The organism is Gillisella terrae (assembly GCF_004801395.1).
Taxonomy (GTDB): domain Bacteria; phylum Pseudomonadota; class Alphaproteobacteria; order Rhizobiales; family Rhizobiaceae; genus Allorhizobium; species Allorhizobium terrae.
Genome location: NZ_SSOA01000011.1, coordinates 82,767 through 95,865 on the forward strand (window position 1 = coordinate 82,767; position 13,099 = coordinate 95,865).

The 13,099-nt window shown below is 55.2% G+C and carries 10 protein-coding genes; 1 reads left to right on the forward strand and 9 read right to left on the reverse strand.

Features of this window, described 5'->3' with window-relative positions; all coding sequences use genetic code 11:
- Positions 1–12: 12 nt before the first annotated feature.
- The 3 genes from repB to E6C51_RS17045 form a co-directional block, all read right to left on the reverse strand.
- Complete coding sequence (gene repB / locus E6C51_RS17035) at positions 13–975, reverse strand: plasmid partitioning protein RepB (protein ID WP_146937638.1); 963 nt, start codon at positions 973–975, stop codon at positions 13–15.
- A 75-nt stretch (positions 976–1,050) separates the two neighbouring features.
- Positions 1,051–2,247 (reverse strand): plasmid partitioning protein RepA, encoded by a 1,197-nt coding sequence (gene repA / locus E6C51_RS17040; RefSeq protein ID WP_146937636.1) that lies wholly within the window; start codon positions 2,245–2,247, stop codon positions 1,051–1,053.
- A gap of 537 nt (positions 2,248–2,784) precedes the next feature.
- Entirely contained in the window at positions 2,785–4,107 is a 1,323-nt protein-coding gene (locus E6C51_RS17045) for an NAD(P)/FAD-dependent oxidoreductase (RefSeq protein ID WP_190236868.1), read from the reverse strand.
- 227 nt (positions 4,108–4,334) lie between these two features.
- Between E6C51_RS17045 and E6C51_RS17050 the strand changes: the two genes are divergently transcribed.
- Positions 4,335–4,811, forward strand: a complete 477-nt coding sequence (locus E6C51_RS17050; protein WP_146937650.1) for an Lrp/AsnC family transcriptional regulator — start codon at positions 4,335–4,337, stop codon at positions 4,809–4,811.
- Positions 4,812–4,901: 90 nt separating this feature from the next.
- Here E6C51_RS17050 and E6C51_RS17055 read toward each other — a convergent pair whose 3' ends face one another.
- From E6C51_RS17055 to E6C51_RS17080, 6 genes are all read right to left on the reverse strand, one after another.
- The gene (locus E6C51_RS17055; protein WP_190236869.1) at positions 4,902–6,557 is read right to left on the reverse strand and encodes an ABC transporter ATP-binding protein; all 1,656 of its coding nucleotides are present in this window, start codon (positions 6,555–6,557) and stop codon (positions 4,902–4,904) included.
- Position 6,558: 1 nt separating this feature from the next.
- Entirely contained in the window at positions 6,559–7,410 is an 852-nt protein-coding gene (locus E6C51_RS17060; protein ID WP_190236870.1) for an ABC transporter permease, read from the reverse strand.
- Positions 7,410–8,360, reverse strand: coding sequence for an ABC transporter permease (locus E6C51_RS17065; RefSeq protein WP_146937628.1), 951 nt, complete (start codon positions 8,358–8,360; stop codon positions 7,410–7,412). The genes E6C51_RS17060 and E6C51_RS17065 overlap by 1 nt, the downstream gene beginning before the upstream one ends.
- A 330-nt stretch (positions 8,361–8,690) precedes the next feature.
- Positions 8,691–10,292, reverse strand: a complete 1,602-nt coding sequence (locus E6C51_RS17070; RefSeq protein WP_190236871.1) for an ABC transporter substrate-binding protein — start codon at positions 10,290–10,292, stop codon at positions 8,691–8,693.
- A 431-nt stretch (positions 10,293–10,723) separates the two neighbouring features.
- Positions 10,724–12,097 carry an aspartate aminotransferase family protein gene (locus E6C51_RS17075; protein WP_190236872.1) on the reverse strand — a complete coding sequence of 458 codons (1,374 nt, stop codon included), beginning with the start codon at positions 12,095–12,097 and terminating at the stop codon, positions 10,724–10,726.
- Between the two features lie 78 nt (positions 12,098–12,175).
- A complete protein-coding gene (locus E6C51_RS17080) occupies positions 12,176–13,027 on the reverse strand; it encodes a GNAT family N-acetyltransferase (RefSeq protein WP_230987394.1) in 852 nt (283 codons plus the stop codon).
- Between the last annotated feature and the right edge of the window lie 72 nt (positions 13,028–13,099).

Below are 13,099 nucleotides of genomic sequence, written 5' to 3' on the forward strand. Positions count from 1 at the left end.
TTCTGTCTCCTGCTATTTATCTTTTGCCTTGCGAAACGCCGTGTACAAAGCGTCGAGATGGGCGGTTATATAATCGCCAAATTCGACAGCGTCTTTTGCCTTTAGCGCCAGCGTGTATTTCTTGCCATCACTGCGGATATCCGCAGCCACTTTACGATCCGAAGCGCCCCATTGGACTTTCTTAGGCTCTCGAAAAACGCCTGCGATTTTTTTACGCTTCAAGAGATCATAAATCAGAGCAAAGCGGGCATTGCTATCGAGACCCGTGAAATCCATCTCCTTGATCCGCGCGCGCAGCCTGTCCAGATTTTTTGGCTCTTCCAGCAATTGGCGTAACTCATACCAGCGATCGCGGCCCGGTGCCTTGGCACCGCCAATGATTTCAAGAATATCTTGCGGTATCTGGGAAACCGAGAGCATTTTGGACAAAGTCGCCGGATCAATCGACAAGGCCGCCATCACGGTCTGTGTGTCATAGTTCAGCGCCGTCAGCTTTTGTGCAAATGTGGCTTTCTCGATGAAGGAGAGATTGGCGCGGGCGGAATTTTCCATGCCTTGCGCAATCACATGATCACGATCCTCCAGAGCTTTGACGACCGCCCGCACGTTTCGTCCAAGCTTTCGCATCGCTTTCAGGCGTCTATGGCCGAAAACCACCATATAACGACCAGAAATCGATGGATGAGGGCGCACCAAAATGGGCGAATCCTGCCCGCGTTCTGCAATGGCCGCCACCAGCTTTTCAAACTCTTCCGGACTGTCTTCAATACGGTCTTGCACAAATGAGCTGTCAATCACATCCGGCTCAAGCTCAATGACCGTTTCGCCTTCCAGCAGCTTGTCAGCCTGCGCACTCAACTCATCAATGGTGGAGATGATCGAGCGCGAGGCACCCTTGATGGTATAATCCTGGGCAATATTGATCGCAGTGGGCGTCTCACCCATGACATTGGCAAACGGATTCTTACGCGCCATGCGGGTTTCTCCATCTCATGCAGATGTTGAACCGTATTGACAACGAGAAATATACTTTTGGTGCTTTCGGCGTCATCACAGGCGCCCCCATGCCCGGTGCAACAGACCTTGAATTTCAAAATTGACCGCATCCATGCTCTCAATGGCACGATCATAGGTCTCCCGGTTGAAATTGGCGCGCTCGACCTCATAGAGCGTCTGCTTCGTCAGGCCCGCATCCGAGATCGCCGTCGATTTCAGCATCGGGTTTTTCAGAATTTCTTCTGCCAACATCGACTGCATAAAGCCCAGCATTTGCGCCTGCGGCACATCCGTCGGTTCATAGCGCGTGATCAGATAGCGCAGCCAGTCCATCTTCACATTGGCGCCAGCACGCTTGATCGTCTTGGTGATATTGCCCAGCATCAACAAAAACTGGCTCATGGACATCAAATCCAGCATCTGCGGATGCACAGTAATCAACACCGAAGTGGATGCCGTGAGCGCCGTTAACGTCAGATAGCCCAACTGCGGCGGGCAATCGACCACAACCACATCATAACGATCGTCCACATCCGCCAAAACCTTGGCAAGACGGGTGAAGAAGCGCTTGCCTTCCGTGCCACCCTGCATGGCAAGCGGCGTGTCATACTCATATTCCTGAAGCTCAAGATTGGCGGGAATAATATCGAGATTTGGAAAATTGGTCGGCGCAATCACCTCACCGACCGGCCGCTTGCCGTCATCATAGCGGATCGCATCGTAAAGCGATGGATTTTTGTCCAGTTCCGGCTGAAAGCCATGCAGCGCCGACAAGGACGCCTGCGGGTCCAGATCAATCGCCAACACCCGATGGCCAGTCAGCGCCAAATGCTGGGCCAGATGCGCCGTTGTTGTGGTCTTGCCAGATCCACCTTTGAAATTGACGACGGCGATGATCTGTAATTTATCGTCACCTTTGCGTTGAGGAACATATTTTTTGGCGTCGGACTTGCCGGTCTTGTCGAGAAATACACGCAACTCTTGCATCTGCTCTGCGGTATAAAAACGGCGCCCACCGGTTGAGGTGCTGGGAACCGGGCCCTTGCCTTCGAGATGCAATCGCTTCAGATTGTTGGGGCTGACCCCCATGTAATGGGCCACTTCCGCCATGGAAAATTTTCGCAGCGTCTTTCGTGCATTCGGCGGAAATTTTTCCAAGCGCAACTGATCGAGACGACGCGAAATCTCAGCCCCTTGGAGCAGGATTTTCTCATCGAATTCAAACGTTGGCATGGGCGAATAGGCGGTCATTCAATATACCATTCTGGCTACCGTTCTGGCGATATTTTTAGACATTTCATAGAACTGTCGCCATTATCGATGTTTAAGATGATTTGACAAGGGAATTTAGGTTAATCAAATTTTAACGTCGCGCGCACATGCCCGTGATCGTATCAAAATAAATTCAACGTTTCCAGTGCGTTACGGAAGGCTGACCTGAAGAGCATTGGCCCGATATCCTTGATGAAAACACAGGATTTGTTGAGAGAAGAGCGCGGATGCAAGGGTAGATATGTGGAAATGACCGCATCCCTGAGCTGTCGGAAGAGAATCGCAACCGCGGTAGCCGGGATGAGCGGTGAGTCGTGCCGGTTTGATAACCGCGCATTTGAACGGTGATCATGTGCGACGTTCTGCTACAGCGCCGCGCGCCCAATATGGCGCCGAAAGGACGCTGTAGCATTTTTAATCTGCTGCACAATTTCCTCCTTAAATCGATTCCGATTTAAGGAATTATGCAGTAGCCCGTGCTCTGCTGCTATCTGGTGTCTGAAAGGTTTGCGGAGGTCAGAATTCCGACACCTTGCCCCAGGCAGAATCGCTGAAGCGGGAAGGGTGGTAGGGTTTTGGATCGACGATTGGTTCGGCACCAGAGGCAATGTCGGCGATCAGATGGCCAGCCCCTGGCCCGATGCCAAAGCCGTGACCGGAGAAGCCAGCAGCAAGGATGAAGCCAGGCAGACTGTCGATTTCACCAATGCCAGGCACACCATCGGGCGTCGAGTCAATATAGCCTGCCCACGTGCCAGTGATATGTGTGGTCTTGAGTGCTGGCAGCAGCTCCAGCGCGCGGGAATGGATGAGCCGAAGTGTCGCCTGATCGGGCTTGGGATCCAGAATGCGCATATGTTCCATCGGCGTTGGCCGATCAAGCCGCCAACGCGAGATGGTCTCGTGCCCGCTTCGCATCCCTTTCAGGCCGCCCGGAGAGAGCAATTGCCAGCGCTTGACGAACATCGGCAGAAACTGCGGCAGGAACCGCAATTGCTGCGCCGTGAGATCAACGCGGGCGCGACCGCTAATGGCAAGCGTGTAGTCGCCGTTGCTGCGGCTCGTCACCGAAATATCCTTGGTATGCAGCGCCGGTGGGATGCCTTCAGCACCTGACACCGCAACAATGGAGGAGCGGATTGTCGCCTGCGGGAAACGGATGCCCAACTGCCGACAAAAGGAGGACGCCCAGGCACCGCCGGAGAGAATTGCGATCTTGGTGCGGATAGTGCCGCGCTCCGTGACGACCGCGCTCAGGCGACCACCTTCGGTTTCAACACCGCGCGCTGCACAGTTTTGAACAACCGTGCCACCAAGTTTCATCATCGCGCGGGCGACAGCCGGTGCCGCCTTGGACGGATCGGCGATGCCATCGCTCGGCGAGAAAACACCACCTTTCCAGGACCGTCCTGTTGCCTGGCCTTTTTCCGCCGCCTCAGCGGCGGTGAGCATATGTGTCGTGACGCCCACCGTTCTTGCAAAGTCGCGCCAGCGCGCCCAGCCTGCGATCTCGGCTTCATTATTGCTGAGATAGAGCAGGCCGCAGCGGCGAAAGCCGATATCCTCGCCGGTCTCGGCAGCAAAACGCTCCCACAGATCGAGACTCTTTGTGGCAATTGGAAGTTCCCGGGCATCGCGGTTTTGTTGACGGCACCAGCCCCAATTCCGGCTTGACTGCTCTGCCCCGATGCGCCCTTTTTCAAGCAAGACCGTTTTCAGGCCACGTTGCGCCAGAAAATAGGCGGTGAATGAGCCAACAATACCCCCGCCGATCACGACGACATCAGCCTCTTTCGGCGGGTTTGCAGGGGTTTCGATAAGGGTCAATGGTGCGGGCATCGGAATCTCCATGTCTTGATCCGACAATAGGCTTTTCCGGCACGCATACGGAACCGCAGTTTTCACCACATCGGCAGAAAATTCCGGTGTTGTGTCATGAATCAAAATCTTCTGCGTCGTTTCCGATTTATAGACTTGATGGACAACGCACCCGTCTATGCTAACGTTGTTTTGCAAAATCAGCAGCATTTTATGCTGCAACAGACGACGGAAGGTAGCAGGCCATGATGAAACTCGATCGGACCGATATAAAGATCCTCTTTGAGCTGCAAAAAAACGGCCGCATGACCAATGTTGAACTGGCAGAGCTCGTGCATCTGTCGCCAAGTCCCTGCCTGATGAGGGTGAAGCGGTTGCAGGCGGAAGGCTATATCGAGGGCTATTCGGCGCAAATCAACCTCGGCAAGCTTGGACAAACCCTCACCGTTTTTACGGAAATCACCTTGAAAAACCACCGTCAGGTCGATTTCGCCCGCTTCCTCGCCATGGTCGAAAAGATCGATCAGGTGATCGAATGCCACCTCGTATCCGGCGGCTACGATTATCTGGTGAAATTTGTAACGGCTGGCATCGGCGAATATCAGACGATCATGGAACGTCTGACCGATATGGACATCGGCATCGACAAATATTTCAGCTTCGTGGTGCTGAAATCACCGATCGTAAAATCACATCTGCCGCTCACCACTTTGTTTCCCGCCTGATAAAGCAGGGTTGGGACACTCCAACCCGTCGAACATCGTGACGCAATGAAAGCCTATCGGCATGAAGCGTCAGGTGAGGCGAATGACGCCTCACGCACCGCCGTATTTTCGCAGCAGTTCCGGCTCCAGCACGAGCTTGTCCAGCCAGGTGGGGTCCAGCTTTGGCACTGACGAGAAAAGCAGTTTGGAATAGGGATGGCTCGGCGTTTTTACATCCTCGCGTGTCAGGTGCTCAACCTTTTCTCCGCGATACATGACCACGATTTCGTCACAGATCGCCTCAACCACCGAAAGATCGTGACTGATGAAAATATAGGAAAGGTCGAGTTCGCGCTGCAATTCCTTGAGCAGTTCGATAATCGCTGCGGCAACAACGGTATCAAGTGCCGAGGTGATCTCGTCACAGATGATCAGCTTCGGATTGGCCGCAAGCGCCCGGGCGAAGTTGATACGCTGCTTTTGCCCGCCGGAAAGCTCGGAAGGGTGGCGATAGCGCAGCGCTTTGGGCAATTGCACCATATCGAGCAATTCTTCCACGCGCGCTGAACGCGCCTTGCCCCGAAGGCCGTGATAAAAGCTCAAAGGCCTGCCGAGAATGTCATCAATGGGTTTTGCGGGGTTGAGCGCCGTATCGGCATATTGAAAGACAATCTGCATCGTGCGCAACTGGTCGCGTGTGCGACCACGGGCGCTGTGGTCGAGTTCCTTGCCGTCGAAAACAATATTGCCAGCGTTGGCGGGCAGGATGCCGGCAATTGTGCGGGCCAATGTTGATTTTCCGCAGCCGGATTCGCCAATGATCCCGAGATTGCGGCCCTTTTCGACAGACAAGCTGACCGAGCGCACCGCCTGAACAAACGGCAGGCCATTGGGCTGGATTGGTCCATAACCCGCAATGACATTCTCGATATCAAGAAGCGGGCGCTGCTTTTCCAAAGGCTGGCTGGCAAACTGCGTTTCTTTCGGCTCGAAAGCAGCCAGTAGCTCCTGCGTATAGGGATGCTTGGGCTCTGAGAGAATTGTTTGCGTTGTGCCCTCCTCCTGCACTTGGCCACCCTTGAGCACGACGATGCGATCGGCAATCTGCGCAACGACAGCGAGGTCATGCGAGACATAAACGCCTGCAATGGCACCCGCTTTCATCACCGACTTGAAGGCCCTGAGAACATCAATCTGGGTGGTCACGTCCAGCGCCGTGGTCGGCTCGTCAAAGATAACAAGCTTTGGCCCACCAATCAGCGCCATGGCTGCGGCAAGACGCTGCAACTGTCCGCCAGAAACCTGATGCGGATAGCGACTGCCAATCGTCTCGGGCGAGGGGAGGGACAGGGCCTTGAAAAGCTCGATCGCCCGCTCACGGGCCTTGTCTTGCGTCATCAGGTCATGAATGCGGGTCACTTCAATGACCTGATCCATGATCGTCTGCGAGGGATTGAAGGCAGCGGCAGCACTTTGCGGCACATAGGCCACTTCCGTGCCGCGCACGGCCGCGCGTTCGCGCTCGGAAAGTTTCGCCATGTCCTTACCGTCAACCAGAAGCGATCCATCCGAAATACGGCAGCCGGGGCGGGTGTGTCCCATCAGCGTCAAAGCAATGGTGGTTTTGCCCGAGCCGCTTTCGCCGATCAGTGCAACAATCTCGCCTTTGGCGATGTCGATATTGACGCCTTTGATGATTTCGATACGTCGACCGGAATCGGTGGTGGCCTCGACATGCAGGTTCTTGATTTCGACAAGCTTGCTCATGTCAGACGCTCCGGTCACGGATCTTGCGGGGAAGGTTATCGATCAGCAGGTTGACGCTGATTGTCAGGCTGGCAATGGCTATGGATGGCGCGATGACGGCCGCCGAGCCGAATGACAGTCCCTGAATATTCTCATGCACAAGCGCACCCCAGTCCGCCAGCGGTGGCTGCACGCCAAGGCCAAGAAACGACAAGCCCGACAACAGCAGAACAATGAAGACGAAACGAAGCCCGAAATCAGCCAGCACCGGGCGAATGATATTGGGCAGGATTTCCGACACCGCCAGATAAAGGGTATTTTCACCGCGAATGCGGGCAACCGTGACGAAATCCATAGTGTTGACGTTCACAGACAGTGCGCGGGCAAAGCGATAGGAGCCGGGGATATAGATAACGGCAAGCGTCATGATGAGAGCAGGGAGCGACGAGCCGACGGCTGCCACAACCACCAGACCGAAAAGCTTGCTGGGGATGGAAATCATCGCATCCATGAAGCGGCTGAGTGCGGTGTCAAACCAGCCGCCGATAACGGCCGCCGCCATGCCAAGAATGACACCGCTGCTTGCGGCAATCAGCACGCTGGCGAGCGCGATTCCGAGCGTGTAGCGTGCACCCAGAATGATGCGCGACAGCACATCGCGGCCAAGATAGTCCGAACCGAGCCAAAACTTGGAACTGATCGGGCCAAAATAATCCATATCGACGATCTTGCCGATCGGATAGGGCGCGATATGAGGACCAAGGATGGCCACGGCCGACCAGAAGAGGATGACCAAAAGGGCCAGCATACCAACAGGGCTGAACGTGTAACCGAAAAAGCCGGGGCGGGAGGTTGACGGGGCGCTTTGCGTCATCAGCGGAGCCTCGGATTGGAGAGAATTGCGACAATATCGGCAATCGTAATCAGGATCAGATAGCCGAGACAAAAGATCAGGGCGCAGGTCTGTATCAACGGCAGGTCGCGGGTCGCAACCGCATCGACCATGAGTTTGGCGATGCCGGGATAGTTGAAGATGGTTTCGATGATGATCACCCCGCCGATGAGATAGGAGAGCGAAAGCGCAAGCGCGTTGACAATGGGGCCGAGCGAGTTGGGCAGAGCGTGCTTCAGCACAATGCGGCGGCGCGACGCCCCCTTCAGCAATGCCATCTCGACATAAGGTGTCGAGAGCGTCTCAATAACGGCGGCGCGCGTCATGCGGATGATCTGGGCCGACACCACAAAGGTCAGCGTCACAACCGGCATTGCATACATCCGTAACAGATCCGCAAACGAATGCACCTCGTTGACAAAAGAAATCGCAGGCAGCCATTTCAGATAAACCGCAAAGATCAGCACCGCCGTCGAAGCCACCACAAATTCCGGCACGGAAATCACGCCAATGGTCAGCACGGTGACGATACGGTCATAGATCGAACCGCGCATCACCGCGGCGGTAATGCCCAGTGTGAGCGCGAGCGGAACAGAAACAAGTGCTGTGATACCCGCAAGCTCCATGGTGTTGACAAACCGGTCGCCGATCAATTTGGCGATGGGCATGTTATTGGCGTAAGACGTGCCGAGATCACCGGTCAGAACGCCTGCGATCCAGCGCAAAAAGCGAAAGACGGCAGGTTGGTCCAGATGCATGGCATGGCGAAGTCCCGCCACGGCTTCCGGCGTGGCAGCTTGACCGAGGAGAATGGCGGCAGTGTCGCCGGGGAGCATGTTCGTGGCGAAGAAAACCGCAAACGACACAATAAGGAGGGTGATCAGGCTTAAGAAAAGCCGCTTTCCGACCATGCTTGCGATTTCAGCGTTCATAAAAATCTCCAACCGTGTTTTGCAGCACAGCAGCCACGCCGTTTTTTAGGATTACTCGTTGTTTTCGTCTGTCTTTTCTGGAAATAAGATCGCCCTTCTTCCTGACAAACTCCAAAGCATCCCTTGCAGAAACATGCTGTGGCTTGGCTGACCTGGCTTGGCTGTCTTGATTTGACTGTCTTGGCGCCCCTGACGGGCATTCCACCAAAGGAAACCGGCTGCTATGGCAGGACAGATGCAAGATGACCTTCAGCCCCCTTACATGTCACATCATCAACAGTCGGCGCGGAGGACACAAGCCCTCCGCCACCATTTACGACGTCACGGCAATCAGGATTCCAGCCAGATATATTCCGCCATCGCATAGCCCATCATACCACCAAGCGGATTGGGCAGCAGCCCCTTCACCTTGCTGGAGATGCCATCAGCATTGGTTGAGTAGGCCGGGATGATGGTGCCGGCCTCGTCCGAAATCATGGTCTGCATCTCGTTGTAAATCTCGTGACGCTTGGCCTGATCGAGCATTCCGCGTGCTTCCAGCATCAGCGAGTCGAACTTGGGCGACTTGTACTGGCTTTCGTTCCACGGTGCATCAGACGAGTAAAGCAGTGAGAAGTAGATGTCCGGTGTAGGCCGTGGGTTGATATTGCCGAAATGGATGGGTGCCTTGAGCCAGTACTTGTCCCAGTAACCATCAGATGGCACGCGCTGAACATCAAGCTTCAGCCCGACCTCAGCGGCAGAGGACTGGATGATCATCGCCATGTCGATAGAGTAGTCGGCAGCTTCAGAGGCAATGACCGGGATAGACTGACCGAGAACACCTGCCTTCTGGAAATAGTGCTTGGCCTTGTCGGGATCGAATGCCTTGGGCTTCAGGTTTGGATTGTGGTAAACATTGGCCTTGGAAATCGGTTGATCGTTGCCGATTTCACCATAGCCGCGCAGCGCTGCCGCAATGATCTGCTCACGATCCACGATATGCTTCATGCCCATGACGAAATCGGGCTTATTCATATCGAGACGGATATTCAGGTTGGTATAGGTGCCAACAGTCGATTTCACCAGCTCAAAACCCTTTTGGGCTTCAACCAGCTTGGCCGAGCGCGGGTCGACGGCGGAGGCAAATTGAATATCGCCTGCAAGCAAAGCGTTGACGCGGGCACTGGTATCGGAGATCGCAAAGAATTCGAAGGAATCGAGGTTTGGCAGACCCGGCTTCCAGTAATTCTTGTTCTTCTTGACGATAGAACGAACGCCCGGCTCAAAGGTTTCAAGCACAAAAGCACCGGTGCCAACGCCCTTGGAGAAGTCGGTGGTGCCATCCTGGACGATCATGAACTGGTGCAACGCCAGAATGAAAGGCAGGTCGGCGTTGGCTGCCTTGAGCACAATTTCGATGGTCAGGGGGTCAATTGCCTTGATTTCTGTCATCTGGGCAGCGATCTTGGCAACCTTCGAGCCGACGGCAGGATCGAGATGACGCTTCAGGGCAAACACCACGTCGGCAGAGGTCAGGGCCTTGCCATTATGGAAGGTCACGCCCTTGCGCAGCGTCACGGTCCAGGTCTTGGCATCCTTGGTTTCAAGCTTTTCAGCAAGCTCCATCTGGGGATCGCCGGTTACATCGATGAAGGTCAGACGGTTATATAGTGAGCAGCAGCGCACATAGTCTGTGCTGAGAGCGGCCTTGGCCGGATCAAGCGTATCGGCGTTGGAGGCCGAAATACCAGCCGCCTTCAAATGACCACCCGAGACCGGCGTTGCAGCAACCGCGCGTTCGGCACGACTGAAAACCGCTCCGCCAGCCGAGAGCGCGACACCGCCGGCCAGCATCATCTTGAGAAGATCGCGTCGAGAGGCCCCGCGACGAATGGCGTCTTCGACGCGGGCGTCGTCGGATTTGGTCCAGTTGGTAATGGTATCGGTCATGTCATTCCCCTTCTTTGTTTTGATTGGGTGACGTCCGTCTTGTGCGGACTTCCCGGCCCTGGTGAATTCTGGCTCAAAGTACCTTGTGTCTGCGCCTTCTCCCATTGATGCACCGTGACCGGCGCAGGCGCTTTGGTTCTACCACGGTCAGATCCGTGTCTTGCTTTTGCCAAAAGGCTGATTTCAGTCTCCGGCCTTGTTGTTACAGCACCGTGCGGCATATATGGCGCACAAAGGATGCTGTAACGCTTTTAATCTGCTGCATAATTTTCTTCTTAAAACGATCCCGATTTAAGGAATTATGCAGTAGCAGTGTGTCATGTTCGCCGCGGCGTATCGTTTGATTTGGTCCATAAAAGCAGCATAAAATTGCGAACTTGGTTCCTGCGACGATATTTCGGCGAAATGGTGCCGCAGGCCATTTCTATTTCTCAGGCCATTGCCTGCCGAATGTCTGCATCATTCAGGGTCTGGTCGAGCGTCTGACGTGTCCTCTCAACAATCGCGTCAATATCGGCATCCGTGCAGCACAGCGGCGGTGCATAGCCAAGCACGCCCTGCGGAAAGGCGCGGATGACAAGGCCATTTTCCCATGCGCGGTCAAAAATGCGCCGCGCTGGCTGGCTGGCTGGCGGAAGCGGGGTCTTCTTCGCCTTGTCGGTCACAAGCTCGACACCATAAAGCATGCCCCGGCCACGAATGTCGCCGACCAGCGGGTGATCCCGAAGGGTGTTGAGCCCCTCAAGCAGCCGCTTGCCAGCCTTTACGCCATTATCAAGAAGTCCACCCTCGTAGAGTTTCAGCACTTCCAGCGCCACCGCAGCACTGACAGGATGGGCGGAATAGGTAAAGCCATGGCCAACCGCTGTTTCGCCTGCACCATCGGCAATCACGTCATAGACATGATCGGCCATGAAGACTGCGCCCATTGGCACATAGCCAGAGGTAAGGCCCTTGGCGACCGTCATCATGTCGGGCACAATGCCCTCATCTGCACAGGCAAAAAGCGGACCGGTGCGGCCAAAGCCGGTGATGACTTCATCGGCGATAAAGAGCACGCCGTAATGGGAGCACAGATCGCGCATGGCCTTGATCCAACCCTTAGGCGGCACAATAACGCCGCCGGAACCTTGGATGGGTTCGGCATAAAATGCTGCCACGCGATCCGGGCCAATCTCCTCAATTTTCGCCTTCAGCGCGGCCAGCGAGGCCGCAATGATTGTTTCATCGTCAGAGCCGACCGGATTACGATAAGGATAGGGCGAGGCAATCTTGTGCTGCCAGTCGAAAGGCAGGCCGAAACCAGCGTGGAAGGCAGGAAGCGCCGTCAGCCCGGCACCGACCGTGCTGGACCCATGATAGCCCTGCTGGATCGAAATAAACTGATCGCGCTGTGGCTGGCCCTTGGCATTCCAGTAATACCGGACGAAACGGATGGTGGAATCCACCGCATCGGAGCCGCCAAGGGTAAAATAAACCCGGTTGAGATCGCCCGGTGCCCGCTCCGCCAGTTCAGCAGCAAGTCGAATTGCGGGTTCCGAGCCGAGATCGAAATAGCCGGTGGCATAGGGAAGCTCACGCAGCTGCTTTGTTGCGGCCTCAATAATGCTCTCATGGCCATAGCCCGCATTCACGCACCACAGACCGGCAAAACCATCAACCAACTGATGGCCATTGGCTTCGGTGACCGTTGCACCGGAGGCCGATTTCAGCACACGCACGCCCTGCCGCTCATGCCCACGATAGGAGGCAACTGGGTGAATAAGATGGGCACGATCGAGTTCGATCAGGGAATTGGCGAGCATGGACGTTCTCCGGTTTGCTTTTGCTTTTTTGAGTTTGTCAATTTGGGAAAACCGGAAACCACTTTTCCCTGATAAACTCTAGCCGAGGGCCTGGCTGACAAGGGCGTAAATTTTATGCTGGTGCTGTTGGGCATCTTCGATCAAAGGACGACGCATGGTTACACCGCCGCCAACATGGCCAAGACCGATCTCGGCAAGCCACGGTGCAAGCTCGGCTTCACTTGCCGTGTCGATCCGTATAAATGAGCCCTGGCGAGAGGACACGAAATACGCAATCAGTGCTTTGGCTGTTTCCAGGTCTGGCGCAATAACAGGGCCAACAACTTCACCGCGCCCAAAAGGACGAATGGCCGCCCAGCCAACGATCTCATCTCCCTTGCGCACCACGGCAAACTTGCCACGCTCCAGCAGCGCATCAAAGAGGGCTGAACGATCAGCATTATATGCTTTATGATCCAGCGCTCTGACAGCGGCAATGTCCTTGGCCTGCATGTCTTCAACGCCTTGCGGAGGTGCAACGGTATGAACATCGCCCTGGTGCTGGCGAATGGTGCCTGTGGCAACAAACCCCAGTTTTTCGTAGAGTGGCAGGCCTTCCTTTGTGGCAATCAGGCGCAAAGGCCGCTTTCCGGCCAACTCAAACGCCCGCTCCATGAGCTTGCGCCCAAGGCCAAGTCCCCGCATGGACTTATCGACGATCACCATGTTGATCGTCGCAAAATCATCACCAAAGGGGCTGACAAAGATCGTACCGACAACGCGACCCTTACCGTCAGTCGCGACAGCACCCTTACTCAATTGATGCACCATCAACCAGTCCTCAGGACGGTGCGGCCAGCTTTCGGCGCGTGACAGCATAACGGCTTCGTCAAGATGCTCTGGCCCGAAGGCAACGAGGTCGATCTGGTTTTGCTCGATCTGGTTTTGCATGGACATTTCCTTTCGTCACCTGAAGTCTCGGACAAGATGGAGAAGCTATTCATCTGAATGCCGAGGCTCACG